Consider the following 25,641-nt stretch of genomic DNA (forward strand, 5'->3'; position numbering starts at 1 on the left):
CATCCCGGGGACTGTCTTGCGGGAAGGCCGGGGCAAGTCCGGGGCGGCCGGGGCAAGTCCGGGGCGGCCGGGGCGTCTCCGGTCAGCCCCTGTCCGGGCCGGCGGGCGCGGGCGTCCGCCGGCGTGATCGCACCGGGGCGTCGGCCGTCGTGGCGAGGGTGAGGTCGCGGCCGCGGGTCTCCCTGGCGAAGGCGACGGTGAGGGTGGTGACGACCGCGGCCAGGCACAGGTAGAGGGCCACGGGGACGGCGGAGTCGTACTCCTTGAGCAGTTCGACCGCGATGATCGGTGCCGGCGCGCCGGCCACGATGGACGCGAGCTGGGAGCCCATGGAGGCGCCCGAGTAGCGGACCTTGGTGTCGAACATCTCGGAGATGAAGGCGGCCTGGGGTCCGTACATGGCGCCGTGCAGCAGCAGGCCGACGGTCACCGCGAAGGTGATGACGGCGAACGACCCGGAGTCGAGCAGGGCGAAGAAGGCGAAGGCCCACAGCGCCATGCCGGCCGAGCCGATCAGGGTGACCGGCCGGCGTCCGATCCGGTCGGAGAGCGCGCCCCACGCAGGGATCGTGACGAAGTGGATGGCCGAGGCGATCAACACGGCGTTCAGCGCGGTGCTCTTGGGCAGGTCCAGGTGGCTGGTGACGTAGACGAGGAGGAAGGCGGTGAGGATGTAGTAGGAGATGTTCTCGCCGAACCGGGTGCCGATCGCGGTCAGGACCTCCCGCCGGCTGCGGCGGAACACCTCGACCACCGGCGGCTGCTCCTTGATGCCGCGGGCGGCGTCGGCCTCGGCCCTGGCCTTGGCGGCGAGGAAGACGGGGGACTCGGAGACGGAGATGCGGATCCACAGGCCGACGACGACCAGGACGCCGGAGAGCAGGAAGGGGATGCGCCAGCCCCACGCGGTGAAGTCCTCCTCCGACTGGACCGCGGCGAGCAGGGCGAGGACACCGGTGGCCAGGAGGTTGCCGCCGGGGGCGCCGGCCTGCGGCCAGGAGGCCCAGAAGCCGCGCCGCTTGTCGCCGCCGTGCTCGGAGACGATGAGGACCGCGCCGCCCCATTCGCCGCCCAGCGCGAACCCCTGGACGAGGCGGAGCACGGTGAGCAGGATGGGCGCGCCGACGCCGATGGTGTCGTAGGTGGGCAGCAGGCCCATGGCGAAGGTGGCCCCACCCATCATGAGCAGGCTCACGACGAGCAGTTTCTTGCGCCCGACCTTGTCGCCGAAGTGCCCGAACACCACGCCGCCGAGGGGCCGGGCGGCGAAGCCGATCGCGTAGGTGACGAAGGCGATCAGGGTGCCCACGAGGGGGTCGACGGTGGGGAAGAAGAGGGTGTTGAACACCAGCGCGGCGGCGGAGCCGTAGAGGAAGAAGTCGTACCACTCGATGGTGGTGCCGATCAGGCTCGCGCCGACGATACGGGCGATGCCGGGAGAGCGGCCTGGCGGGGTGGGGCCGGTGGCGGCCGGGGCGTCGGGCATGTGTCACCACTTTCGGGGAGGGGCGGTGAGGGACGGGAGCGGTGCGTCGGAAGCGGGGCGTCGAGGGGCGGGGCGGTCAGCTCGCTCCCCAGCCGCCGTCGAAGGGCGGGGCGGTCAGCTCGCTCCCCAGCCGCCGTCGAAGGGCGGGGCGGTCAGCTCGCTCCCCAGCCGCCGTCGAGGGGCAGTGACGCCCCGGTGACGGAGCCGGTGTGCGGTCCGCACAGCCACAGGGCGGCGGCGGCCACCTCTTCGGGCTCCAGGAGCCGCTTGAGCGGAGCGCGGGTGAGCAGGACGTCGGACAGGACGTCGTCGGGGCTGACGCCGTGGGCGGCGGCCTGGTCCTGGATCTGGCCCTCGACCATCGGGGTGCGGACATAGCCGGGGTTCACGCAGTTGCTGGTCACCCCGTGCGGCGCGCCCTCGATCGCGGTGACTTTGCTGAGGCCCTCCAGGGCGTGCTTGGCCGTGACGTAGGCACTCTTGTAGGCGCTGGCGCGCAGGCCGTGGACGCTGGAGATGTTGACGACGCGGCCCCAGCCGGTGGCGTACATGTGCGGCAGCACCCGGCGGATCAGCAGGAAGGGGGCCGTGACCATCACCTGCTGCATGAGCGCGAAGCGCTCCGGCGGGAACTCGTGGAGCGGGGCGACGTGCTGGAGTCCGGCGTTGTTGACGAGGACGTCGATGGCGCGAGGCAGAGCGTCGATGGCGTCCGGGTCGGCCAGGTCGGCGGTGTGCGCCACTGCCCCGATGGCGGCGGCGACCGTCTTGGCCTTCTCGGCGTCCACGTCGACCACGTGGACCTCGGCGCCGGCCGCGGCGAGGGCGGCGGCGCACGCCCGGCCGATGCCGCTGCCGCCGCCGGTCACCAGAGCGGCCCGGCCGGACAGGTCCACGCCGCCCGTCCCCGGGAGGGGCGAGGCGGCCGGCCCCGACGGATGCGAGGTGGTGAATTGCCTGGTCATGGCCGGAACAGTAGAGACACCCCGGCGCCTCTCCTATGGGATCCGGCACCACAATCACCCGTCTCCGTATGGTGGTCGGCCCCATAACGGCCCAGGGCCGGTGGCGCTACGGCCGGGCGTGGGGGGACGGCGAACCGTGCGGCTCCTCGCCCCGCCGCTCCCCCGGCGCGGCCGGCTCCTCGGACCGCCGCCGGTCCAGGCGGGCCACCACCGGGCCGGCCGTGACACCGTGCAGTACGACGGAGACCAGCACCGTGAAGGTCACCACCGCCCACAACTCCCGCTCCGGGACCAGGAAGTCCTGCTGGCCCAGCGCGTAGGCGAGGTAGTACAGCGAACCGATGCCGCGGATGCCGTACCCCGCCACGACCCAGCGCTCCCGGCCCCGCAAGCGGCCGCCGAGCAGCCCGGCCCAGCCGGCCAGCGGCCGGATCACCAGCAGGAGCAGCAGGCCGGTCGCCGCGCCCCGCCAGGTCAGCGGCGCCAGGCCGCCCAGCGCGATGAAGGCGCCCAGCAGGAAGAGCAGGGTCGCGGTCAGCAGCCGCTCGACCTGTTCGACGAAGTCGTGCAGCACGTTGTGGAAGCCGTGGGCGCGCTCGGCCGCCCTGACGGCGCAGGCGGTGGTGAACACGGCGAGGAAGCCGTAGCCGCCGGCGAGTTCGGTCACCCCGTACGCCAGGAAGGTGGCGGCCAGCGCGACGAATCCCTCCCGGTACTCGGCCAGCCGCAGCACGGAGGAGCGGGTGCGGAAGAACAGCCAGCCCAGCAGTTTGCCGATCAGCAGCCCGCAGGCCACGCCGAGCACGCACTTGAGCACGACCTCCTTCGCCGCCCAGGCGCCGATCCACTCCCCCGACCAGCCGCCGCCCGCGGCGGCGGCCAGCGCGATGGCCGCGTAGGTGAGGGGGAAGGCGAGGCCGTCGTTGAGTCCCGCCTCGCTGGTGAGGGCGAACCGCACCTCGTCCTCGTCGTGTTTGTCCTCGGTGGGCTCCCCGACGCGCACCTCCGAGGCGAGCACGGGGTCCGTGGGCGCGAGGACCGCGGCGAGCAGCAGCGCGGCGGCCGGCGGCCAGTCCAGCAGCCACCAGGCCACCAGGGCGGTCGCGAGGACGCTCACCAGCATGGTCACGCCGAGGAGCCGCCAGGTCGAGGCCCACAGGCGCCGGCCCACCGGCCGGTTGAGCGCGAGCCCCGCACCCATCAGGGCGATGATGACGCAGATCTCGGTCACATGCTCCGTCAGGACCCGCTGCTCCACCGTGTCGACCGCCGGCAACGGCAGCGGGAGCAGGTACACGGTGATGCCGCTCACCAGGAACACCACCGGCAGCGACAGGGGCCGCCCCGCGACCACCCGGGGCAGCACCGCCGCGAGCAGCGCTCCCAGGCCCAGCCACGCGAAAACCACATCGGAAAGAGTCACCGCGTCTCACCCGTCCTGTTCACGTGCCCGGACGCGCGGCCGGGCGGCGGGCCGGACCCGGTGGACACTCGTCGGCCTGGTGACGCGGGCGGCTCATCTGCACTCCTCTGGTTCGTACGTCTGACCTACGTCTAACCCCAGGAACCACACCGACACCCGGTGATCTTTTGCTACGGCGGTGTTGCGATCTCTACGGCGGCATTGCGGGCTCATGGCGGAACCGGCCGATCGCTGGCGTGGCCACCTAATACGGATCAAGCTGCTGACAGCCGCCCTTCCGCGGCACCCTCCCGTACCCGTACGCCCGCAGAAAGCCCGACACGCATGTACGCGACCTGTCTTCCCGGCGCCGTCCCGGCGCACCTCACACATGGGGCGGGGAGGTGGTCGACGCCATGCGCCATGTGACGCGCAAGGCGGCGGGGTGGCTCCTGATGATCGCGGTGGCCACCAACGCCACGTACTTCCTGGCCAGTTGGTTCCTGGACCCGCGCGCCAACTACACGGAGGCGCGGCCCGTCCGCAGCGAGGCGCAGATAGCCCGGGCCCTCGCCCCCTACCACCTCGACCCCGGGGAGCCGCTGGCGCAGCGGTGGTGGCACTGGCTCACCTCGGTGGTCCTCCACTTCGACTGGGGCAGCTCCCCCACCGGCGTCTCCGTCAACGGCGAGGTGGGCCACCGCGCCCTCGTCAGCGCCGAGTTGGTCGTCATCGCGACCGTGCTGTCCGTCGTGGTCGGTGTCGCGCTCGCCGTCCACACCGCGTCCCGCCAGTACGGCACCGCCGACCGTGTCTCGCAGGCCGTGTCCATCGCGGTCCTCAACATCCCGACACCGGTCGCCGCGCTCGCCGTGGTCCTCGGCGCCATCTGGCTCAAGGAGCACGTCGGCCTCGGCTTCCTCTATGTGGCCGGAGAGAACTCACCCGACGTCGAAGGAGTGCTCCCGACGATCGGCGACCGCCTCCTCCACCTGATCCTGCCGACGCTCACCCTGACCCTGATGGGATACGTGGGCTACCACCTCACCCAGCGTTCCCTGCTGCTCGACACGATCAACGCCGACTTCGTGCGCACGGCCCAGGCCACCGGCCTCACCCGCGGCCAGGCCGTCCGCGGGCACGCCCTGCGCGCGGCGCTCATCCCGACGGCGGCGTCCGTGGCGTTCAGCGTGCCCGCCATCTTCACCGGCGCCGTCATCACCGAGACGATCTTCGGCTGGAACGGCATGGGCCGCTACTTCATCCAGACCATCGAGAAGAACGACGTGCACGGCACGGTGGCGACGGCCGCGTTCGCCGCGGTGCTCACCGCGATCGGCGCGATCCTCGCGGACATCGCCACGGTCTTCCTCGACCCGAGAGTGCGGGTGAGCTGACATGGCGACAGCGACCAGTACCGCCCGGCCGCGCGCGGACCTCGGCCGCGGCCGGCTCTTCCTGCGCCGCTTCCTGCGCAACCGCCTCGCCGTCGCCGGCGTCGCGATCCTCGCGCTGCTCCTGCTGTTCAGCGCCTTCGGCGGCCTGTTCACGTCCTACGCCCACACCGACGCCGACTTCACGGCCCTGACCCGGCCGCCGAGCGACCTGCACTGGTTCGGCACCAACCAGAGCGGCAACGACATCTACGCCTGCGCGGTGCACGGACTGCGGCGCTCGCTGGTGATCGCCGTGAGCGTGTCCGTCCTGACGGTCGCCGTGGCCACGCTGATCGGCTCCGGCGCCGCGTACTTCGGCGGCCGCGTGCAGAGCCTGACCCTCGCCGTCATCCACTTCCTGCTGATCGTCCCCTCGTTCCTCATCCTCGCCCTGGTCTCCCACCACCTCGCCGGCGACTGGCGCGCCCTCATCGCCGTGCTGACCGTGTTCGGCTGGATGTCCACCGCCCGGGTCATCTGGTCCGTCTCGACCTCGCTGCGCGAACGGGACTACGTGCGGGCGGCGCAGTTCATGGGCGTCCACCCGCTGGGCATCATCGTGCGGCACATCATCCCCAACCTCGGCTCCCTGATCATCGTCAACCTGACACTCGGCGTCGTGACGACCGTGCTCAGCGAGACGGCCCTGTCGTTCCTCGGCTTCGGCGTCCAGACACCGGACGTCTCCCTCGGCACGATGCTCGCCGACGGGGCGACCACCATCACCAGCGCCCCCTGGCTCTTCGCCTTCCCCGCGGGCCTCGTGGTCCTGCTCACCGTCTCCATGACCTTCATCGGCGACGGACTGCGCGACGCCCTCGACCCCACCTCCGTCACCGGCGCGGCGGGAGGCCGACGATGACACTCGCCATCCCCCGGTACGACGAACCCCTCTCCCCCACCGGCGCCGCCCCCGTGCTGTCCGTACGGGACCTGCGGATCTCCTTCCCCTCCGAGGCAGGCCCCGTCGAAGCGGTGCGCGGCGTCAGCTTCGACCTGCTGCCGGGCCGCACGCTTTGCATCGTCGGCGAGTCCGGCTCGGGCAAGTCGGCCACCGCGACGGGCATCATGGGTCTGCTGCCGCCGACCGCCGACGTGCGCGGCCAGGTCCGGCTCGACGGTCAGGAGCTGATCGGCCTCGACGACCGGGCGCTGTCGCGGATACGGGGCAAGTCCATCGGCATGGTCTTCCAGGACCCCCTGTCCGCGCTCACGCCCATCTTCTCCGTCGGCAGACTGCTGCGCGACGCGCTCCGGGTCCACCAGGACCTCAGCAGGAAGGCCGCCTGGGAACAGGCCGTCGAACTGCTCGACCTCGTCGGCATCCCCGACCCGCGCAACCGGGCCTCGGCCTTCCCGCACGAGTTCTCCGGCGGCATGCGCCAGCGGGTGGTCATCGCCCTGGCGATCGCCAACCGGCCGCGGGTGCTCGTGGCCGACGAACCCACCACCGCGCTGGATGTCACCGTGCAGGCGCAGATCCTCGACGTGCTGCGCCTCGCGCAGCGGGAGACCGGCGCCGGCCTCGTCCTGATCACCCACGACCTCGGCGTCGTCGCCGGCCACGCCGACGACGTCGCCGTCATGTACGCGGGCCGCTTCGTGGAGAAGGCGGACGTCCACGCGCTGTTCCGCCGCCCGGCGATGCCCTACACCGCGCGGCTGCTGGCCGCGGTGCCGACCGTGGACAGCGGGGTCCGCCGCCCCCTCGTCGCGATCGGCGGGGAGCCGCCCGCCCCGACGGACCTCGAAGGCGGCTGCCCCTTCGTGAGCCGGTGCGCCGTCGCCCTGGACGCGTGCCGCGCCGAGGAACCGGAGCTGCGCCGGATCGCCGGACACGGGGACGTGGCCTGCCTGCGCGCCGCCGAGACGGCCGCCGGCACGCTGGATCCCACCGGGGCGGTCACGCCCCCCGACCGGCGGACGGACCCGGAGCACGCCGGGCGCGGCGAGGTGGTGCTGCGCGTCGAGGACCTCGTCAAGACCTTCCCCGTCACCAAGGGGGCGTTCATCAAACGCCGGGTCGGCACGCTGCACGCGGTCAACGGGGTCGGCTTCGAGCTGCGTACCGGAGAGACGCTGGGCCTGGTGGGCGAGTCGGGCAGCGGCAAGACGACGACGCTGCTGGAGATCCTGCGGCTGCGCAGGCCGGAGGGCGGCCGGATCGAGATCGCGGGGAGGGAGGTCGGCGCGACGGCGGCCGCGGACACCGCACTCGGGGGCGCCGACGCTCAGGCCGGGTCCGGGTCCGGGTCCGGGCACGGCGTCCGGGCCGGTTCCGGCGGGCGCGGGCGCACCCTGCGGCACGACGTGCAGATCGTCATGCAGGACCCGTTGGGCGCCCTGGACCCGCGGCTGCCCGTCCACCAGCTGCTCGCCGAGCCCCTGCGGGCCGTGGGCCGTGACCGCGAGGCGATCCGCTCGCGCGTCCGGGAGCTGCTGGCGCTCGTCGGTCTCGACGCCTCGATGGCCGACCGCTTCCCGGCCGCGCTCTCGGGGGGCCAGCGCCAACGCGTCGGCATCGCCCGCGCGCTGGCCACGGAGCCGAGACTGCTCGCCCTCGACGAGCCGCTGTCCGCCCTGGACGTCTCGGTGCAGGCCGGAGTGATCAATCTGCTGAACCGGCTCAAGGGTGAGCTGGGGCTCGCCTGTCTGATGGTCGCGCACGATCTCGCCGTGGTCCGCCACCTGTGCGACCGGATCGCGGTGATGTACCTGGGGCACATCGTCGAGACGGGCGACACGGAGACGCTGTTCCGCGACCCGAAGCATCCCTATACGCGGGCCCTGCTCTCCGCGGTCCCCGTACCCGACCCGGTCCGCGAGCGCGCCCGGGAGCGGATCGTCCTGACGGGCGAGCAGCCCGACGCCACGGACCTGCCGCCGGGCTGCGTGTTCATCGACCGCTGCCCGGTGTACCGCCTCGCCGACGAGGGCGTACGGGAGCGCTGCCGCACGGAGCGCCCCGCGACCAGGCCGGTGCCGGGGCGGCCGGACCACGCGTACGCCTGCCACGCCGTGTGACCGGCGCCGACCCGCCGGACCCCCTCCCCGCCACGACCGCCGTCCCGCTTCCCTCTGCCCTTCTCTTCTTCTTCTCTTCCCCCCTCTCCGCGACTCTTCGACCCAAGGACGCTCTCCATGCGCGCAAGACTGGCCCTGCCCGTCGCCCTCACCGCAGCCCTCTCCGTCACCGCCACGGCATGCCAGTCATCCGCCGGTGACGCCACGGGCCCCGGTGGGAGGGGCACCCCGTCCGCCGCCTCGTCGGCCGCCGACTACAACCCGACCCCGTACGACAAGCTGAAGGACGGCGGCACCTACACGACGGCGGGGACGTTCGACGACCAGGGCAACCCCTTCCACGTGAACGCCACGCTGACGGCGTCCCGGGTGTGGGCCTGGTACAACGCGAACGCGATCACCTTCTCGCCGACCGGCGAGGTGCGGTACAACCCGGACTACTTCAGCGACGTGCGGGTGTCCGTCAAGGGCGGCCGCCAGAAGGTCACGCTGACGATCAACAAGAAGGCCGTGTTCAACGACGGGACACCCATCGACTGGACCGCGATCAAGGCCACGTGGCAGGCCAACAACGGCTCCGACAAGGACTACGCGGCCTCGTCCCCGGACGGCTACGCCCAGATCACCGATGTCGTGCGCGGCAAGGACGACAAGCAGGCCGTCCTCACCTTCAAGGGCGTCACCCCCTTCTGGCCCAGCCTGTTCACCACGTTCCTGCACCCGAAGGCGGCGCGGGCCGACAACTTCAACAAGGCATACGTGAAGAAGGCGCACCCCGAGTGGGGTGCCGGCCCGTACACGGTCGGCAAGTGGGACTCCCACTCGGGTGACATCACCTTCGTCCGCAACCCGAAGTGGTGGGGCAGGAAGGGCCGGCTCGACAAGCGTGTGTACGTGAACCTGGAGTCGACGGCGGCGGTCAACGCCTTCAAGAACGGCCAACTCGACTACGTCCCCGTGGGCGACGCCGAGAGCCTGCACCAGGTGAAGGGGCTCAAGGGCACCGAGATCCGCAGCGGCGGCAGCCCCTTCGAGTACTCGCTCCACCTCAACACCAGGTCGGCCGTCCTCGGCGACAAGGCGGTGCGCAAGGCGATCCAGGAGAGCATCGACCGCGGCCAGATCGCGAAAATCCAGTTCCAGGGCCTGGACTACAAGGAGCCGCTGCCCGGCTCGGCCGTGCTCTACAGCTTCCAGAAGGGGTACCGGGACAACGTCGCGGCTGTCCTGAAGTACGACCCCGACCAGGCGAAGAAGGAACTCGACGCGGCGGGCTGGAAGCCCGGGAGCGACGGCGTGCGGGAGAAGGACGGCAAGAAGCTCGAGGTCGGTTACACGCTGCTGGGCGACGACCCGCTGGCCAAGGCGACCGCCGGCGCGTTCGCCGCGATGCTCAAGCCGGTCGGTGTCCGCCTGACCATCAAGAAGGCCGCCCAGGCCGACTTCGCCACCATCCTCAGCGAGCGGAAGTTCGACCTGTTCGTCTCGGGCAACCGCTCCATGGACCCCTTCGGGGCCCGCTACCTGTGCGACTTCTACTGCTCGGACCGCGACTCCAACCTCACCGGGGCCGGCTCCCCGGCGCTGGACAAGGAGATCCGCGCCACGACGGGCATCGCCGACCCCGGCCGGCAGACGGCGGCGGTGAACAAGGTCGAGCAGAAGGCCCTGCGCGACCACGCGCTGCTGCCGCTGTACAGCGGCCCTTCGACGTACGGCGTCAAGAAGGGCCTGGCCAACGTGGGAGCGACGATCTTCCACACCCCGCTGCCGGAGACGGTGGGCTGGGTCGGCGCACGACCGTGACGCCGAAGCGGCCGCACAACTCCCGCCCGAGGGTGAAGCCGAGGCGTCCCCGCCCGCGAAAACCCCCGATGTCCGCGCGCCGCATCCGCGCACGGCACCCGCGCCGAAGAGATGATGCGGCGTGGACATCGACGGAGGGCGGGTGCCGGTGGACGACACGGCCGACGTGGTCATCGTCGGGGGCGGCGCGGCCGGGCTCAGCCTGGCGCACCAGCTGACGCGGACCGGGTCGCTCGCGGTCACGGTGGTGGAGCCGCCGCCGGGCCCGGCGCGGCCCGCCGAACGCACCTGGTGCTACTGGGACCAGGGCCTCGGCGACTTCGGCGAGGCGGTGAGCGCCTCCTGGTCCGGGCTGCGCGTCCACGGCGCCGACGGCCACCCGGTCACCGTCGACCCGGCCCCGCTGCGCTACCTCATGCTGCGGTCCGCCGCCTTCGAGCAGCTGGTGCACTCCCGGCTCGCCCGCTCCCCGCGCGGACGGATCCTGCGGGCGACCGCGGAGGCGGTGCGCGACGTGGCGCACGGCGCAGAGGTCCGCTGCACGACACCGGACGGCCGGACGCTGACCCTCGGCGCCCGGCACGTGTTCGACTCCCGCCCCCCGCGCACCCTGCCCGCGGCGCGCACCCGGCTGCTCCAGCACTTCCGGGGCTGGTTCGTGCGCACGGCCGGCGACCGGTTCGACCCGGCGGTCGCCGACCTGATGGACTTCCGCGTGCCGCAGCCCCGGCATGGGCTCGCCTTCGGCTACGTCCTCCCGCTCGCACCGGACCGGGCGCTCGTGGAGTACACCGCGTTCTCCCGCACCCCGCTGACCACGGCGGCGTACGAAGAGGCGCTCGGTGCCTACACCCGTACGACGCTGCGCCTCGGTCCGCTCACCGTGGAAGCGGCGGAGCAGGGCGTCATCCCGATGACGGATGCCCGCTTCCCGCGCCGCGTCGGACGGTCGGTCTTCCGCATCGGGACCGCGGGCGGCGCCACGCGTCCCGCGACCGGGTACACCTTCGCCGCCGTGCAACGGCAGAGCCGGGCCATCGCCGCCTCCCTGCTCCGCGACGGCCGTGCGAGGGTGCCCCCGCCACACGGGCGGCGCGCCCTGGCCATGGACGCCGTGCTGCTGCGGGCCCTGGACACCGGGCGGATCGACGGCCCCGACTTCTTCACGGGCCTCTTCCGCAGCACACCGCCGCACCGGCTGCTGCGCTTCCTCGACGGCGCCACCACGCCGTGGGAGGACTGGGGCATCGGCCTGCGCGTCCCGGTGGGCCCGATGCTCGGGACCGCCGTCGAGCTCCCCTTCCTGCGACGCCGTTCCCACCCGGCACCGGCCGCCGCCCCCCGACCCGAGGACAGCCCTTGACGACACTCCTGCGCGACCGCGAACTGGCCCACGCCTTCGACGACGCCGCGCGCTCCTACGACCTCCTCACCGCCCTCAACCCCGGCTACCGCACCGACCTGCTCCGCTCGGCGCGCCGGCTGCGGCTGCCCGACGAGGGGGCGGGGCTGCACGTCCTGGATCTGGGCTGCGGCACCGGCACCTCGACCCGCGCCCTGCTGCGGGCCGCGCCGCGGGCCCGGATCACCGCCGTCGACGCCTCGGCGGGGATGCTGCGCCGGGCCGCGGCCAAGACGTGGCCCGCGGGGGTGACCTTCCTGCACCTGAGCGCCGAGGAACTGGCGACGGCGGGCCACGGCCCGTTCGACGCGGTCTTCGCCGCCTATTTGTTCCGCAACGTGAGCGACCCGGACGCTGTCCTCGCGTCCGTGCGGGGCCTGTTGCGGCCCGGCGGGCGGCTCGCCGTCCACGAGTACAGCCTCAGCGGCTCGGCCGCCCACCGGGCCCTGTGGACCGCGATCTGCCACGGTGTGATCATCCCGGCCGGCACGCTGGGCGGCGACCGCGCGCTCTACCGTCACCTGTGGCGCAGTGTCCTCGCCTTCGACACCGCGCCGGCCTTCGCCGAGCGGCTGACCCGGGCCGGCTTCACCGGCGTACGGGCCGCCCCGGTGGCCGGATGGCAGACGGGCCTCGTGCACACCTTCCTCGCCGGCGCCGCCCCGGGGACCGCCCGATGACCGCGTCCCGGAGCGGCGCCCGGCGGGGCCGTGACCGCAAGGCCGAGACGCTGCTGCCCCCGCCGGGCGCAAGCCGTTTCGCGCCCCGCGACGCGCCGCGCGCGGCCGTGGTCGGCGGCGGGATCGCCGGGCTGGCCGCGGCCACCCTGCTGGCGGAGCGCGGCGCCCGCGTGACCCTCTACGAGCAGGGGGAGTCGCTCGGCGGCCGGCTCGCCGGGTGGCGCACCCGCCTGGCGGACGGTTCCACGGCGACCATGAGCCGCGGCTTCCACGCCTTCTTCCGGCAGTACTACAACCTGCGCGGCCTCCTGCGGCGCACGGACCCCGCCCTCGCACGGCTCACCGCCCTGCCCGACTATCCGCTGCGGCACAGCGGCGGGCTCACCGACAGCTTCGCCCGCATCCCGCGCACCCCGCCGCTCAGCGCCCTCGGCTTCGTCGCCCTCAGCCCCACCTTCGGCGCGCGGGACCTCGTCGGCATGAACGCCCGGGCGGCGCTGCCGCTGCTCGACGTGCGCGTCCCCGAGGTGTACGAACGTTTCGACGGGGTCAGCGCCACCGCGTTCCTGGACCGGGTCGGCTTCCCCGAGGCCGCGCACCACCTGGCCTTCGAGGTGTTCTCGCGCAGCTTCTTCGCCGACCCGCGCGAACTGTCCGCCGCCGAGCTGATCCTGATGTTCCACATCTACTTCCTCGGCTCGGCGGAGGGCCTGCTCTTCGACGTGCCGAACGAGCCCTTCCCGCAAGCCCTGTGGGAACCGCTCGGCGCCTATCTGGAGCGCCTGGGGGCGGACATCCGCACCGGCACGCCCGTGCACGGCGTCGATCCGCGCGACGGTGGGGCCGACGTGCGCGCCGGCCGGGCGGTGGACCGCCACGACGTCGTGGTCCTCGCCCTGGACAGCGCCGGGCTGCGCGGGGTGGTGGCCGCGTCGCCCGGGCTCGGCACCCCGGCCTGGCGCGAGGACATCGCGGCCCTGCGCACCGCCCCGCCGTTCCTCGTCTCCCGGCTCTGGCTCGACCGGCCGGTCCGCGCCGACCGCGCCGGTTTCCTCGGCACCAGCGGGTACGGCGGGCTGGACAACATCAGCGTCCTGGAGCGCTACGAGGACGAGGCCGCCCGCTGGGCGGCCCGCACCGGGGGCTCGGTGGTGGAGCTGCACGCCTACGCCGTGGACGAGCGGGCCGACCGGGAGGGCGTGCAGCGCGCGCTGGTGGAGCGGCTGCGCGAGGTGTACGCCGAGACCCGCGCCGCCCGGATCGTGGACGCCCGGCACGAATGGCGCGCCGACTGCCCGCTGTTCCCCACCGGCTCCTACCACCGGCGCCCCCGGGTGCGCGGCCCCCATCCGTGGCTGGCCCTCGCCGGTGACGCGGTGCGCTGCGACCTTCCCGTGGCGCTGATGGAACGCGCCGCCACCACCGGGTTCCTCGCCGCCAACGCCCTGCTCGCCGAGCGCGGGGTCCGCGGCCAGGTCCTGTGGACGGTGCCCAGGGCCGGGCGGTCCGCGGCGCTGCGGGCGCTGGGCGCGCTCGCGGCGCGGTGACCCGCCCGGCCGCCGGGTGCGCTCAGCCCGGGAACCGGCCCGTGTCGCGCAGCGCCCAGCGGCGCTCGGCGTAGGCGAGGTCGTCGCGCCACAGGCGGCCCGCCGTGCGGCGCATCAGTGGGCGCAGGAGGGGGGCGGCGGCCCGTGCCAGGGCGAAGCCCCGCCGGTCGGAGGCGGCGACGACCGCCTCGACCACCGCGGTGCGCGGCCGTGGTTCCGTCGGTGCGGTCAGCGGCGTGGCGTGGGTCTCGACCACGGAGGTCGTGCCTTCGCCCTCGGTGATGCGCATGACGACGGTACGGGGGCCCGGCGCCGTGAACTCGGCCCGTACGGGCACCACCAGACGGGCGGTCACCCGGAAGGAGACGTCGACGACGAAGGCGTCGTCGTCCTCGCCCCGTGGCGCGCGGGCCACCGTCAGGTCGACGAACGAGTACGGGTGGAACCAGGAGCCGTGCCAGGGATCGAGCCGGTTGGCGATCACGTCCTGCGGCTCGCACCGGCCGACCGCCGTGAAGACGGCGTCCATCCCCCGGCCCGGGGCGGGGCGCACCGGCACCGGCGGCCGCGGCGAGGGCTCCTCGCCGCCGACCGCGTCCAGCCGCACCCACACCAGCACCCCGTCGTCGTGGACGGGGTACGGCTCCCAGCCGGCGAACGGCGTCCCGTCCAGGGCCAGTCCGTGCCAGTGGCACACCAGCGTGCCGCACACCACCCGGCTGTCGCGCAGCGGGGCGCCGAGGTGCGGGCAGCTGCCGGGGCCGGCCCGCAGCTCCCCGGTGTCCGAGCGCCACAGCACGACCTCCTCGCCGCCCACCGTCCGGCCGAACGGGCCGCCACCGGGCCGGATGTCGCGGGACGCGCCGACGACGAACCAGTTCCCCGAGGGGCGGGCGCCGGCCCGCTTCAGCGCCTCCGCGATGAGGGCCGGGCGGGCCTCCTGCCAGGTGGGGGCCTGTTCCGCCCAGCCCGGGCCCCGGCGGCCGCGCAACGGCGGCGTCCAGCGGGCCCGTCCCCGCCCCGCGCTCACCGCCTGGTCCTCTCCCCGGCGGGGCGCGTCGGGCCGCTCGGCACCTGGCCGGCGCCGCGTGAGAGCCACCGCGCGCCGGCGACACGTACGAGCCCTGCCGCCGCCGTGGCCGCCCGGCGCCCCCGTGGGACGACCGCCCGTCCGTGCAGCACGTCGTACCGTCGGCGGGCGATGGCGTCCAGGATGCCGCCGTAGAGGACGAACGCGGTGCGGATGCAGGGGCGGACCCGTGGATCGAGCATGGCGATGCCCGGCTCCGCCTGCCGGTAGACGTCCCTCGTCATGGCCTCGGCGGCGACCAGTGCCGCGCGGATGCGCGGATCGCGGCGTCCGGTGCGCCGGCTCCACTCCAGCAGCGGGCGGTCCACCCCGTGCGCGGCGAGCAGGTCGGCCGGCAGATAGACGCGGCCCCGGTCCAGGTCCTCGCCCACGTCCCGCAGGAAGTTGGTGAGCTGGAACGCCACGCCGAGGGCCGCCGCGTGCGGGGCCGCCTCCTCGCGGGGCACGACGGTCCCGAGCACCGGCAGCATCTGCAGGCCGATCACGGCGGCCGAACCGTGCATGTAGGCGCGCAGGTCGGCGTAGGTCGGATAGTCCGTGACACTCAGGTCGTCGCGCATCGAGGCCAGGAAGTCGGAGAACAGCGTGGGTTCGATGTCGTACCGGGCCGCCGTGTCGGCGACGGCGCGGACCACCGGCTCGTCCCCGGCGCCCGTGCGCAGCCCCTGCGCGAGATCGCTCTCCAGCCGTTTCAGGAGGCGGTCGCGGGCCACCGGCGTCAGGCGCCCGTCGAGGTCGTCGACGATGTCGTCCGCCCAGCGGGCGAAGCCGTACAGCGCGTGCACGGCGGAGCGGCGCTCCAGGGGCAGCAGGCGGGTGGCGAGGAAGTAGGTGCGGCCGTGGCGGGCGTTGAGCAGGCGGCAGCGGGCGTAGTCGGCGCGCAGGGCGGGGTCGGTGATCCCCGCCGCGTCCAGTTCGCGGCGGGTCATCGGGGGCCCCGGCCGGGGAAGCGGGCGGCGGCGAGCTTGCCGCTGATGAGGACGGTCGGCACGCCCACGCCCGGCGTGGTCCCGCAGCCGGCGAGGACGACGTTGTCCAGGCCGCGCACGAGGTTGCGGGGCCGGAAGGGGCCGGTCTGGGCGAACGTGTGCGAGACGGAGAAGGGGCTGCCCGCCGCGTGGCCCTGTTCCGCCCAGTCCAGTGGGGTGACCAGCAGTTCCTCCTCGATGCTGGCCCGGAACCCGTCCAGGCCCCGGCGCTCCAGTTCGGCGGCCAGGTCGTCGCGGTAGCGCGGGCCCAGGTCGCGCCAGGTGGCGCCGGAGGGGCCGACGGCGGTGTTGGGGCACGGCGCGAGGACGTAGTGGAGGTGCCGGCCGGGCGGGGCGAGGGTGGGGTCGTGGGTCGTGGGCCGGGTGATCAGCAGGGAGGGGTCGCTCATCAGCTTTCCGGTGCGGGTCAGTTCGTCGAAGGTCCGCTCCCACTGCCCGCCGAAGGAGAGGGTGTGGTGGGCCAGGCCGGGCCAGGTTTGGTCGGTGCCCGCGTGCAGGACCACCGCCGACGGGGAGTGGCGCAGTGCCACCGGGCGCCTCGGGGCCCGGCCCAGGAGCCGGTGGGCGGTGGACAGTTCGCAGGACAGGACGAGCGCGTCGCAGGCGATGCGCTCCCCGGTGGCCAGCCGTACGGCGCGCACCCGGCCCGCCGACCGCTCCAGCGCGCTCACCTCGGCCCCCCACCGGAAGTCGGCCCCGGCGTCGCCGGCGGCGTCGGCCATCGCGCGGGGCAGCGCGTGCATCCCGCCCTTGGGGAACCAGACCCCGGCCACGGTGTCCATGTACGCGATCACGGCGTAGGCCGCGAGCGCCCGGGCCGGGGCGACCCCCGCGTACAGGGCCTGGAAGGAGAAGACCCGGCGCAGCCGGGGGTCGGAGAGGTGGCGGCCGATGCGGCTGTCCAGCCGTCCGAAGCCGCCGAGCGCCGCCAGGCGCGCCAGGTCGGGGTGGAGCAGTTGGAGGGGGGAGTCGAAGTTCGTGTCGATGAAACGCTTCATCTGCGCCCGGTAGAGCCGTTCGAGCCACTGCCGCAGCCCGCGGTAGCCGGCCGCCTGCGCCGGTCCGGCGAAGCGGCGCACCTCCGCTTCCATCGCCTCGCCGTCGGTGTGGACGTCCAGCGAGGTGCCGTCCGCGAAGTGCGCCCGGTAGGCGGGGTGCAGGGCGATCAGGTCCACGCGGCGGTGCAGGCTGTCGCCGACGGCGGCGAAGGCCTCGTCGGCCAGGTGCGGCATGGTCAGCACGGTGGGGCCGGTGTCCAGCTGGTATCCACCGAGCCGTACGCGCCCGGCCCGGCCGCCCGGACCCGCGTCCCGTTCGACGACCGTGACCCGGCGCCCGGAGCCCAGCAGGTGCAGGGCGCAGGCGAGCCCGGAGAGCCCGGCGCCGACGACGACCACGTGGTCGGTGCGCCCGGTCACCGTCCGCACGGCGCCTCCCCGAGGCGGGCGGGGCGGGCGCCCGAGGCGCGCTCGACCAGTGCGGCGAACTCCCGCCGTACGTCGGGCTCGGCGCCGCTCGCCTCGAAGTGCCGCAGACTCGCCGTCGCCAGTGCGGCGATCTTGGCCTCGACGGCCGCTTGCGCCCCGGTCCGCCGCAGCGCCTCGCGCATGCGCTCCACGGCGTCGTGCGGGCGGGCGGCCGTGCCGGGGGCGAGGGTGTGGGCGGCGGCCTTGTCCCCGGCGGCCCCGGCGAGCGTGAGGGCCACGGCGAGCAGGTAGGTGAGCTTGCGCGTCCGCAGGTCGTCGTCGGCCGGTTTGCCCGTCACGGCCGGGTCGCCGAAGGCGCCGTCGAGGTCGTCCCGGAGCTGGAAGGCCAGCCCCGCGCACCGGCCGGCGGAGCGCAGCGCGTGCAGGGTGCGGTCGTCCGCGCCGCCCAGGCAGGCGCCCAGCGCCAGCGGCCGTTCGACCGTGTACAGGGCGCTTTTGAGCGTGGCGATGGCCACCGCCTCGTCGAGGCCGGACGCGCCGGTCGCCTGGGCGTGGATGTCGCGGTACTGCCCGGCGACCATCTCGGTGCGCATCTCCCGCCAGTGGCGGTGGAGCCGTGTGCCGTGCGGGGAGCCCAGCGCCGTCTCGGTGAGCAAGTCGTCCGCCCAGGCCAGCGCCATGTCACCGGCGAGCACGGCGGCGGCCGTGGCGAACCCCTCCGGTGGGCCGGTCATCGCGGTGGCGCTGTGCAGGCGTTCGAACTCGACGTGCATGGCGGGCGCGCCCCGGCGCAGGCGGGAGCCGTCCATCACGTCGTCGTGCATGAGCGCGCAGGCCTGGACGAGTTCGAGGGCGGCGCCCGTGCGCAGCACCGCCGTGGCGTCACCGGAGCCGCCGGCGGCCCGCCACCCGCACCAGGCGAACGCGGTGCGCAGCCGCTTCCCGCCCTGGCGCACGAAGGCGGAGACCCGCTCGGCGAGGTCGCGGGCGAAGACGGGGTCGGTGCGGTGCGCCCCGTCCAGCCGCTCGCGCAGGACCTGCGCCAGGACCGTGTCCACCGACGCGGTGGCGTCGACGGCCGTACGGGGCGCGTCGACGTGTCGGGGCCGTTCGGCGGTGGTCGGCCGAAGTCCGAGCATGCACAGCCTCTTCTCGCTCTGGATGACCTGCCACCACTGCTTCTGCCGACGGCCCTGGGACGGATGCGCTCCCTCATGTATTGCCGCTCACACCATCTGTCGGACGCCCGTCACTCCATCGGCACACGGCTGTGAGCCTCATGGCGGTCATGGGCGGCGGTCCGGTGGGAGGGCGGCCGGGGACTACCGGGGCACGGCCCTACGGTCGGGGGGCGCGGCCGGGTGTCCGCAGCTCGGTCAGTTCGGCGCTCAGGCCGTCGAGGAAGCGCAGCACGACGGCGAGTTCGTCGTCGCTGAACCGCGCCCGGGTGGCCTCCGTCGCGGCGGCGAGCGGCCGGAAGAAGGCGCGGGCCACGGCGCGCGCCTCGGGCGCGTAGTGCAGGTGCACGACCCGGCGGTCCGCGCTCTCGCGCGTACGGCGGATGTGCCCGGCCCGTTCCAGCCGGTCCAGGCAGGCGGTGACGGCGCCGGAGGTCAGCCCGAGGCGGTCCCGCAGCCGTCCGGGGGTCATCGGCTCGTCCGCGTCCAGGATGGCCGCGAGGGCCTGGACGTCCGTGGCGTGCAGGCCCTGGCCGGCGGCGAAGCCGTGCACCACGCGGTTCACCTCGCCGGTCAACCGGCGCAGCCGGACGGCGAACGACTGCAGGTCCGTCCGCTCCTCGGGGTCCCGCCGCGTTCGCTCCTCGCCCGGAACCCCGCTCGCGGCGGACGCCGCGTCCTCTGTGCTGGCCACCCGCTCAGCCTATAGATCCCTGCCACGGCCACCAGGCCCGGCGGCCGAGGTCGCGCACCAGCGCCGGCACCAGGAGCGAGCGGACGACCAGGGTGTCCAGGAGGACGCCCAGCGCGACGATGAAGGCGATCTGGACGAGGAATGCCAGCGGGATGACGCCGAGCGCGGCGAAGGTGGCCGCCAGCACCACCCCCGCGGAGGTGATCACGCCGCCCGTCGTGGTGAGGCCGCGGAGCACTCCCTGACGGGTGCCGTGGCGCAGCGACTCCTCCCGGACCCGGGACATCAGGAAGATGTTGTAGTCCACGCCGAGCGCCACCAGGAAGACGAAGCCGTACAGCGGTACGGAGGCGTCCGTGCCGCTGAAGCCGAACACGTGCCGGAAGACGAGCGCGGAGACGCCCAGGGTGGCGAGGAAGTTGAGGGCGACGGTCGCCACCAGGAGCAGCGGCGCCACGAGGGAGCGCAGCAGTCCCACGAGGATGACCAGGATGATCGCGAGCACCACGGGGACGATGAGCGCGCGGTCGCGCTCGGCGGTGCGCTGGGTGTCGTACCGCTGTGCGGTGTAGCCGCCCACCAGGGCGTCGGCGCCGCTCACGGCGTGGACCGAGGTGCGCAGGCGCGCCACGGTCTTCTTGGCGGCGTCGCTGTCGGCGGCGTCCCGAAGGGTGGCGTTGATCAGGACCCGCCCCTCGACCACGCGGGGTTCCCCCACGCCGGGCCTGCCCGACGTGCTCGCCGGAGCGGCGGCGGCCACTCCCCGCGTGCCCGCCACCGCCGCCGTCACGGGCTTCAGCCGATCGGCGTTGGCGATCACGACGACCGGGTTGCCCGTGCCGCCGGGGAAGTGGTCGCCGAGCGTCTCCTGGGCGGCGACCGACGGTGCGTCGTTGACGAAGATCTCGTCCTGGGGCACGCCGTGGGAGGCGAGCGTCGGGGCGAACGCGGCACAGGCCAGCAGGGCGGCGAGCGTCACCGCCCAGACCTTGCGGGGCGCCCGGTCCACGAGGTCGGCGACCTTCGTCCAGACGCCGTGCGCCGCGGACTTCTCCCGCGCGGTCCTCGGCTTGGCCGGCCAGTAGGCGGCACGGCCGAGGAGGACCAGGACGGCGGGCAGGAAGGTGAGGCTGCTCAGGACGGCGCACGCGATGCCGATGGCGCCGACGGGGCCGAGGGCGCGGTTGTTGGTGAGGTCGCTCAGCAGCAGGGCGAGCAGCCCGAGGGCCACGGTGGCACCGCTGGCGGCGATGGGGCCGAACGACCGGCGCAGGGCCGCGCCCATCGCCCGGACCTTGTCCTCGCCGGCCGCCAGCTCCTCCCGGAAACGAGCGGTCAGCAGCAGCGCGTAGTCGGTGGCGGCGCCGATGACGAGGATGGAGAGGATGCCCTGCACCTGACCGTCGACGCGGACGACGTCGCGGTCGGCGAGGGCGTAGACGACCGCGCAGGCCAGCCCGAGTGCGAAGACCGCGCCGAGGATGATGACGACGGGGAGCAGCAGGCTGCGGTAGACGAGCAGCAGGATCACCAGGACCGTGGCGAGGGCCACCGCGAGCAGCAGGCCGTCGATCCCGGCGAAGGCGTCGGACAGGTCCGCCTGGGCGGCCGCCGGGCCCGCGATCCGCGCACTGGTCCCCGGCACCCGGGCCGCCGCGCGGTCGATCCGTTCCAGGGTCGGCGCCAGTTCGTCGCCGAGGTCGGGGCGCAGCCGTACGACACCTTGGAGGGCCGAACCGTCCTTGGACGCCACGGCGGGGGACGCCGTGCCGACGAGGCCCGGGGCCCCGCCGAGGGACGCCAGCGCCCGGTCGGCGGCCTCGCGCTGGTCCGCCGTCAGCCGCCGCCCGTCGTGGCTGCCGTTACCGTCGCCGTCGCCGTCATCGTCGCCGGTCCAGACGACGATCGCGGGCAGTGTCTCGTCCTCGTCGAACGCCCGTCGCGCGTCGATGACCTTGGTGGATTCGGCGTTCCGCGGCAGGAAGGCGGCCTGGTCGTTGGTGGCGACCTCGCCGAGCCTGCCCGCGTACGGGCCGAGCGCGCCGCCGATCGCGAGCCAGGCGAGGAGCATCGCTACGGGGACCAGCCGACGTGCGAGCCGGGTACGGGTGGACATGGCACTCCCAGGACGCTCGGAAGCGGTGGATCGCCACCTCCTGGCACGGCGGTGACGACTCGACGGTGAGTCGATGACGGCTCAATGACGGCTCAATGACGGCCCGACGACGGCTCGACGATGAACAATCTCAATCATTGAACCATCTGGGCGTGGATCCGCCTACCGCCCCTCCCGTCACACCCCCGGGCGTCGGTCCGTCAGGGGTGCAGCGCCGCCCATGTGTTCGGGCCCACGAAGCCGTCCGCGGTCAGGCCGACGCTCTGCTGGAAGTTCTTGACGGCGGCGAGGGTGCCGTCGCCGAAGATCTTGTCCATGGTGACGGTCTTGTAGCCGTACACCTTGTTGAGCACGCACTGCAGGTGCCCCACGGCGTCGTTCGCGTGGCCCTTGCCCAGTTCCGGGTGGGCCCCGGTGTAGGGGCAGTGGCGCCACTCACCGTCGGTGGCCTGCCTGGTGCCGATGTTCGCGGTGGCCGCTGTCCCCGTGCTCTGTCCGCCGGACGGGTCGGCGGAGGCGAGTGCCACGGCGGGGCCGGCCAGGAGGGCGCAGCCGAGCAGTGCGGCGGCGAGCGTGCGGACACGGGCGTGGCCGCGTCGGTCGAGTCGTGTGCTCACGGTGAACCTTCTCCCGAACTAGGGGTCAGAACCAGGGACAGCGGGGCAGCCCCGGGTACGGGTGCTTCTGCGTCTCCACGACCTTGGCCGGGACCATGCCCCAGCCCTTGATGCCGGGCAGGCTCACGACTTCGTCGCCCTGGGTGTAGTACCAGACCTTGTTCCCGTCGGGGGCCGCGTCGCCCTCGGTCCAGCACACGAACCAGCTCGGCGAGAACTTGAGGCGGCCGGTGACCGGGGCGTTGAAGGCGGGGCGGCCGAACGCGTCGGAGGCCCGGTTGTCGCAGTACAGGTCCAGGGTGAAGACGTTGCCCAGCGTGTCCTTGTGCGGTGTGTTCTGCCGCAGCGAGCAGGTCGCCGACGCGTCCGCCGGGCCGGGCGCCGGCCCGGAGGGGCTCGCCTGGGCGGCCGGGGTGAGCACGCCGGTCAGGGCCAGGCAGAGCGCGGCGCCCGCGAGGGCCGTGCGGCGGCTTCGGCCGGAGAGGGTGGGTCTCATGCGCGTACTCCAGGGGTCCGGGAGGGCGACGGAGTCATGGACGGTGTGCGGTGCCGGGCGCCTACGACCAGGTGCACTGCTTGAGCCCCGGCACCGGATGCGTGGCGGAGGCGAGTTCGGCGGCCGGGAGGTAGCCCCAACCCTTCGTGGTACGGCTGCCGGAGACGGTGTCGCCCTGCGTGTAGTACCAGATGTCCGCGCCCTGGTACGGGCTGCCGCGCTTCCAGCACACGAACCAGCTGGGCGAGAACGCGATCTGGCCGTTGACGGAGCTGTCGGTCGTGGACTGCACCCGGATCGAGCCGGTGGTGTGCGAGCAGACCGCGTCCCCGAGGAAGTGCATCCCGGTCCAGTCCGTGTGCCGGGCGTCGGGCCGCGCCTGGCAGCTCGCGGCGACCTCCATGGAGGCCGAGGCCGTGACCTGGGAGGCCGGTGACGCGGTGAGGGCGGCGGCACAGGCGAGGGCGCCCGCCAGGACCGTCCACCGGTCCCGGCCGCCGACCCGCCGCCCCCGGCTCGCGGGGCGAGAGCCCGTCGTACCGTGCGGCGTGTCCCCGGCGCGGCCGTCCGCGCGTCGTCTGCGGCTCATGTCCCACTCTCCCCCGGCGGCTCGGTCCTTCTCGCTCGTCCGCGGCGCTGCGGGCCCCCGGCCCACCGCGCTCCACGCGTACGTCCGATTGTGCCGAAGGGAGCTGACATGCTCCTGACGCATAGTCCCCTCCCGGGTGGCGGGCGCGCGTGCCATCGTGGGGAGGCGGCCGGTCCGGATGACGTCGGGATGAGGAGCGTACGTATGCGCGGCACCACGGTCCTGCCCGGCGAGGGGAACAACGGCGAGCCGACCGGGGAGGGCATGCCGACGCACCGTCTCGAGGTGCCGATGCCCAACGCGCTGCCGTTCGCCATCGGCACGTTCGACACCATCGGGCCGATGTCGCGCGCGTCGTTCCCGCACCGGCACACCTTCCACGAGATCGTCCATGTCACCGGCGGCACCGGCCGGCACGTCGTCGACCTCGCGGGGTTCGCCCTGCGCCCGCCCCACCTCTGCTTCATCTGCCCCGGCCAGGTCCACCACTGGGAGGGGGTGAGCGGCCTGCGGGGCCGGGTCATCCTCTTCACCGACGACTTCCTCGTGGACCACCCCGCGGACCGGGACACGCTGCGGGAACTCGGCCGACGCTCCTGGCTCGAACTGCCCGGCGAGGCGGCGGACCGGGTGGCGCGCCTGGTCGCGGAGCTGGACGACGAGTACCGCACGGGCGCCGACGGGTTCCAGGGCGTGCTGCGGGCCCTGCTGCACATCCTGGTGGTACGGGCCGCGCGGCTGCCCGCGCAGCGGCCGGCGTCCCCGCCGCCGCCCTCGCGCCCCGGGTCGGTGGCCGCCCGGTTCGCGGACCTGCTCGGCACGCCGGAGGGGGCGCCCCCCTCGGTGCGCACCTGCGCGGAGCACCTGGGCGTCTCGGTGAGCTATCTGAGCGAGGCGGTGAAGGCGTCCACCGGGCGGACGCCGGGCGAGCTGATCCGGCAGGCACGGGTGCACGAGGCCAAACGCCTGCTGCTGCGCACGGAGTTGTCGGTGCGTCAGATCGCCGGGCGGGTCGGGTTCGGGGATCCGGCCTATTTCTGCCGCTTCTTCCGCCGGGAGACGGGCGCCAGCCCCGGGGACTTCCGCCGGGGCACCGGCGATATTCACCACGACCACCGGCTCCAGTCCATCGCCCGGGCCCGCTCCCGCACATAGCTTCGTAGCCGATCCGGAACCCACCCCACCTTTCAGGAGGAGCGATGGACGACGAGACCGGCAACCCCAAGGGACCGAGCCGCAAGGCGGTACTGAGAGCCGCCGCCGCGGTCGGCATGGCCGTCCCGGTGACCCTCATGGGCGTCCCCGCGCTGGCCCGCACCGCGGGTGAGCGGGGCGAGGCGCCCGCGGTGACCCCGGCCTGCGACGACGGCGACGACCCGACGCCGCCGCAGATGGAGGGGCCGTACTTCAAGCCCAACTCCCCGCGCCGCACCTCGCTGATCCAGGCGGGCACGCCGGGCGTGCGGCTCACCGTCACCGGCTACGTCTTCGGGCGCGCCTGCCGTCCGATACCCCAGGTCCTGATGGACTTCTGGCAGGCCGACACCTACGGCACCTACGACAACACGGGGTTCCGCTTCCGCGGACACCAGTACACCGACGCGAACGGCGCGTTCCGGCTCACCACGGTCGTCCCGGGCCTCTACCCCGGGCGCACCCGCCATCTGCACGTCAAGGTGCAGGCACCGGGGAGTCCGGTGCTCACGACCCAGCTGTACTTCCCCGGTGAGCCGCGCAACAACACGGACCCGATCTTCGACGCCCGCCTGCTGATGAACGTCCGCACCGTCGGGAACGCCAAGGAGGCCGACTTCGACTTCGTCCTGAACGTGCCGCAGTAACCACACCCGCCCGCAGCGGCACCCTCGTACAACCATGGGCGGCTCCTGAAGGTCACGCGTCGGCCCAGGAAGCCGTAACCACGCGCTCCGCGCACCGCGCTGCCCTGCCCGTGAGTGGGGGCCGAGAGGCCACCGCCCACGAGCAGGGATGCGACGAGGCCGGCGCGGACCGCGCGGCGTGGCGACCAAGCCCTGCCGATCAGGGCTTGCTGGTTACCAGTCGGTGAGGTCCACGACGTGGGTGCTGTGCGGATCGGCGTCATCGTCTGTCCGGTACCGCTCCTCATCGAGGAGTGAGGGCAGGGAGGCGAGGAGGGCAGTGGTGGCATTTGACGGGCGTACGTCGACGGCGATGGAGCCGGGGGTCTCTTCGGGATCGAAGTAAAGACGCAGTCGGTCCTCTCCCAGAAAGCAGAATCCGCGGAGCAGAAGGTCTGGCTTCTCTTCCGTGTATGGCTGAGCGAAGCAGCGCAGGATCCCGAGAGCGTGGTCATCCGTGGTGAGGCCTGACGTGTCCAGGGCGGAGGGGTCCACGCGGACGAGGAGCATGCCCATCAGCCGGCTGACGTGATTACTTGAGAAGATGTGCGTACCGGTGACGAGGGTACGAAGAACCGCCGTAATGTCCTGCGCCGTGGCCGGTTCGTTGTCCCATTGCAGCGGGAGTTCGTAGGCGATCAGTTCGTCCGGCGTGTAAGCACCGGCTTCCCCCACGACAATGCGAATGACCTCGGGGGGTGCGGGCGGGGGCAGTACGCCTCTGATGAAGTGCGTGCCGGCGACAGGTGCATGGACATGGTGGAGCAGCAGACGAGTAATTTCCGCTTGCCGCTCCGCGATCTCGTCGCGCATGGAT

21 protein-coding genes and 1 pseudogene are annotated in these 25,641 nt (G+C 73.6%); 9 read left to right on the forward strand and 13 right to left on the reverse strand.

Annotated elements, in window-relative coordinates:
• Window positions 1–82 precede the first annotated feature (82 nt).
• The 3 genes from ABZ385_RS22245 to ABZ385_RS22255 all read right to left on the reverse strand — a co-directional run bounded on the left by ABZ385_RS22245 (window position 83) and on the right by ABZ385_RS22255 (window position 3,874).
• A complete protein-coding gene (locus tag ABZ385_RS22245; RefSeq protein ID WP_358912793.1) occupies window positions 83–1,486 on the reverse strand; it encodes an MFS transporter in 1,404 nt (467 codons plus the stop codon).
• 152 nt (window positions 1,487–1,638) lie between these two features.
• Window positions 1,639–2,382, reverse strand: a complete 744-nt coding sequence (locus ABZ385_RS22250) for a 3-hydroxybutyrate dehydrogenase (RefSeq protein WP_358699899.1) — start codon at window positions 2,380–2,382, stop codon at window positions 1,639–1,641.
• 175 nt (window positions 2,383–2,557) lie between these two features.
• Entirely contained in the window at window positions 2,558–3,874 is a 1,317-nt protein-coding gene (locus ABZ385_RS22255; RefSeq protein WP_358912795.1) for a cation:proton antiporter, read from the reverse strand.
• Window positions 3,875–4,269: 395 nt separating this feature from the next.
• Here ABZ385_RS22255 and ABZ385_RS22260 point away from each other — a divergent pair, with 395 nt between their 5' ends.
• The 7 genes from ABZ385_RS22260 (at window position 4,270) to ABZ385_RS22290 (ending at window position 13,748) form a co-directional block, all read left to right on the forward strand.
• Window positions 4,270–5,250, forward strand: coding sequence for an ABC transporter permease (locus tag ABZ385_RS22260; protein ID WP_358912797.1), 981 nt, complete (start codon window positions 4,270–4,272; stop codon window positions 5,248–5,250).
• 1 nt (window position 5,251) lies between these two features.
• Window positions 5,252–6,151 (forward strand): ABC transporter permease, encoded by a 900-nt coding sequence (locus ABZ385_RS22265; protein WP_358584423.1) that lies wholly within the window; start codon window positions 5,252–5,254, stop codon window positions 6,149–6,151.
• Window positions 6,148–8,313 carry an ABC transporter ATP-binding protein gene (locus tag ABZ385_RS22270; RefSeq protein WP_358912799.1) on the forward strand — a complete coding sequence of 722 codons (2,166 nt, stop codon included), beginning with the start codon at window positions 6,148–6,150 and terminating at the stop codon, window positions 8,311–8,313. The genes ABZ385_RS22265 and ABZ385_RS22270 overlap by 4 nt, the downstream gene beginning before the upstream one ends.
• Before the next feature lie 117 nt (window positions 8,314–8,430).
• On the forward strand, window positions 8,431–10,119 hold the full coding sequence (locus ABZ385_RS22275) for an ABC transporter family substrate-binding protein (protein WP_358912801.1): 1,689 nt from the start codon (window positions 8,431–8,433) through the stop codon (window positions 10,117–10,119).
• 127 nt (window positions 10,120–10,246) lie between these two features.
• Window positions 10,247–11,482 carry a lycopene cyclase family protein gene (locus tag ABZ385_RS22280; protein WP_358912916.1) on the forward strand — a complete coding sequence of 412 codons (1,236 nt, stop codon included), beginning with the start codon at window positions 10,247–10,249 and terminating at the stop codon, window positions 11,480–11,482.
• Window positions 11,479–12,201, forward strand: coding sequence for a class I SAM-dependent methyltransferase (locus tag ABZ385_RS22285; RefSeq protein WP_358912803.1), 723 nt, complete (start codon window positions 11,479–11,481; stop codon window positions 12,199–12,201). The genes ABZ385_RS22280 and ABZ385_RS22285 overlap by 4 nt, the downstream gene beginning before the upstream one ends.
• A complete protein-coding gene (locus ABZ385_RS22290) occupies window positions 12,198–13,748 on the forward strand; it encodes an FAD-dependent oxidoreductase (protein ID WP_358912805.1) in 1,551 nt (516 codons plus the stop codon). The genes ABZ385_RS22285 and ABZ385_RS22290 overlap by 4 nt, the downstream gene beginning before the upstream one ends.
• Window positions 13,749–13,770: 22 nt before the next feature.
• Here the strand turns inward: ABZ385_RS22290 and ABZ385_RS22295 are convergent, their stop codons facing one another.
• The 9 genes from ABZ385_RS22295 to ABZ385_RS22335 all read right to left on the reverse strand — a co-directional run bounded on the left by ABZ385_RS22295 (window position 13,771) and on the right by ABZ385_RS22335 (window position 22,944).
• Window positions 13,771–14,778, reverse strand: coding sequence for a DUF5914 domain-containing protein (locus ABZ385_RS22295; RefSeq protein WP_358912807.1), 1,008 nt, complete (start codon window positions 14,776–14,778; stop codon window positions 13,771–13,773).
• Entirely contained in the window at window positions 14,775–15,767 is a 993-nt protein-coding gene (locus tag ABZ385_RS22300) for a phytoene/squalene synthase family protein (protein ID WP_358912809.1), read from the reverse strand. The genes ABZ385_RS22295 and ABZ385_RS22300 overlap by 4 nt, the downstream gene beginning before the upstream one ends.
• The gene (gene crtI / locus ABZ385_RS22305) at window positions 15,764–17,254 is read right to left on the reverse strand and encodes a phytoene desaturase family protein (protein WP_358586560.1); all 1,491 of its coding nucleotides are present in this window, start codon (window positions 17,252–17,254) and stop codon (window positions 15,764–15,766) included. Before crtI ends, ABZ385_RS22300 begins: the two co-directional genes overlap by 4 nt.
• The gene (locus ABZ385_RS22310; RefSeq protein ID WP_358912811.1) at window positions 17,242–18,393 is read right to left on the reverse strand and encodes a polyprenyl synthetase family protein; all 1,152 of its coding nucleotides are present in this window, start codon (window positions 18,391–18,393) and stop codon (window positions 17,242–17,244) included. The genes crtI and ABZ385_RS22310 overlap by 13 nt, the downstream gene beginning before the upstream one ends.
• A 199-nt stretch (window positions 18,394–18,592) precedes the next feature.
• On the reverse strand, window positions 18,593–19,039 hold the full coding sequence (locus ABZ385_RS22315) for a MarR family transcriptional regulator (protein ID WP_358586591.1): 447 nt from the start codon (window positions 19,037–19,039) through the stop codon (window positions 18,593–18,595).
• Window positions 19,040–19,130: 91 nt separating this feature from the next.
• Entirely contained in the window at window positions 19,131–21,242 is a 2,112-nt protein-coding gene (locus ABZ385_RS22320; RefSeq protein WP_358912813.1) for an MMPL family transporter, read from the reverse strand.
• 200 nt (window positions 21,243–21,442) lie between these two features.
• Entirely contained in the window at window positions 21,443–21,859 is a 417-nt protein-coding gene (locus tag ABZ385_RS22325; RefSeq protein ID WP_358912815.1) for a peptidoglycan-binding domain-containing protein, read from the reverse strand.
• 25 nt (window positions 21,860–21,884) lie between these two features.
• Window positions 21,885–22,355, reverse strand: a complete 471-nt coding sequence (locus ABZ385_RS22330; protein ID WP_358586568.1) for a hypothetical protein — start codon at window positions 22,353–22,355, stop codon at window positions 21,885–21,887.
• A gap of 61 nt (window positions 22,356–22,416) precedes the next feature.
• Complete coding sequence (locus ABZ385_RS22335; protein WP_358912816.1) at window positions 22,417–22,944, reverse strand: hypothetical protein; 528 nt, start codon at window positions 22,942–22,944, stop codon at window positions 22,417–22,419.
• 204 nt (window positions 22,945–23,148) lie between these two features.
• Here ABZ385_RS22335 and ABZ385_RS22340 point away from each other — a divergent pair, with 204 nt between their 5' ends.
• The gene (locus ABZ385_RS22340; RefSeq protein WP_358912818.1) at window positions 23,149–24,099 is read left to right on the forward strand and encodes an AraC family transcriptional regulator; all 951 of its coding nucleotides are present in this window, start codon (window positions 23,149–23,151) and stop codon (window positions 24,097–24,099) included.
• 44 nt (window positions 24,100–24,143) lie between these two features.
• A pseudogene (locus tag ABZ385_RS22345) lies at window positions 24,144–24,782 on the forward strand (dioxygenase); the annotation flags it as partial.
• A gap of 216 nt (window positions 24,783–24,998) precedes the next feature.
• Here the strand turns inward: ABZ385_RS22345 and ABZ385_RS22350 are convergent.
• Window positions 24,999–25,637, reverse strand: a complete 639-nt coding sequence (locus tag ABZ385_RS22350; protein ID WP_358586573.1) for a hypothetical protein — start codon at window positions 25,635–25,637, stop codon at window positions 24,999–25,001.
• Window positions 25,638–25,641 lie beyond the last annotated feature (4 nt).

Origin of the sequence: Streptomyces sp. NPDC005898, assembly GCF_040629635.1 — a bacterium.
Classification (GTDB): domain Bacteria; phylum Actinomycetota; class Actinomycetes; order Streptomycetales; family Streptomycetaceae; genus Streptomyces.

What these genes read in the sequence shown, in the direction of transcription:
- ABZ385_RS22245 (WP_358912793.1), bottom strand. Translation starts at nt 1,486, where the DNA reads ATGCCCGACGCCCCGGCCGCCACCGGCCCCACCCCGCCAGGCCGCTCT.
- ABZ385_RS22335 (WP_358912816.1), bottom strand. Translation starts at nt 22,944, where the DNA reads ATGAGCCGCAGACGACGCGCGGACGGCCGCGCCGGGGACACGCCGCAC.
- ABZ385_RS22270 (WP_358912799.1), top strand. Translation starts at nt 6,148, where the DNA reads ATGACACTCGCCATCCCCCGGTACGACGAACCCCTCTCCCCCACCGGC.
- ABZ385_RS22300 (WP_358912809.1), bottom strand. Translation starts at nt 15,767, where the DNA reads ATGACCCGCCGCGAACTGGACGCGGCGGGGATCACCGACCCCGCCCTG.
- ABZ385_RS22310 (WP_358912811.1), bottom strand. Translation starts at nt 18,393, where the DNA reads ATGCTCGGACTTCGGCCGACCACCGCCGAACGGCCCCGACACGTCGAC.
- ABZ385_RS22265 (WP_358584423.1), top strand. Translation starts at nt 5,252, where the DNA reads ATGGCGACAGCGACCAGTACCGCCCGGCCGCGCGCGGACCTCGGCCGC.
- ABZ385_RS22350 (WP_358586573.1), bottom strand. Translation starts at nt 25,637, where the DNA reads ATGCGCGACGAGATCGCGGAGCGGCAAGCGGAAATTACTCGTCTGCTG.
- ABZ385_RS22330 (WP_358586568.1), bottom strand. Translation starts at nt 22,355, where the DNA reads ATGAGACCCACCCTCTCCGGCCGAAGCCGCCGCACGGCCCTCGCGGGC.
- ABZ385_RS22260 (WP_358912797.1), top strand. Translation starts at nt 4,270, where the DNA reads ATGCGCCATGTGACGCGCAAGGCGGCGGGGTGGCTCCTGATGATCGCG.
- ABZ385_RS22275 (WP_358912801.1), top strand. Translation starts at nt 8,431, where the DNA reads ATGCGCGCAAGACTGGCCCTGCCCGTCGCCCTCACCGCAGCCCTCTCC.
- ABZ385_RS22320 (WP_358912813.1), bottom strand. Translation starts at nt 21,242, where the DNA reads ATGTCCACCCGTACCCGGCTCGCACGTCGGCTGGTCCCCGTAGCGATG.
- ABZ385_RS22340 (WP_358912818.1), top strand. Translation starts at nt 23,149, where the DNA reads ATGCGCGGCACCACGGTCCTGCCCGGCGAGGGGAACAACGGCGAGCCG.
- ABZ385_RS22290 (WP_358912805.1), top strand. Translation starts at nt 12,198, where the DNA reads ATGACCGCGTCCCGGAGCGGCGCCCGGCGGGGCCGTGACCGCAAGGCC.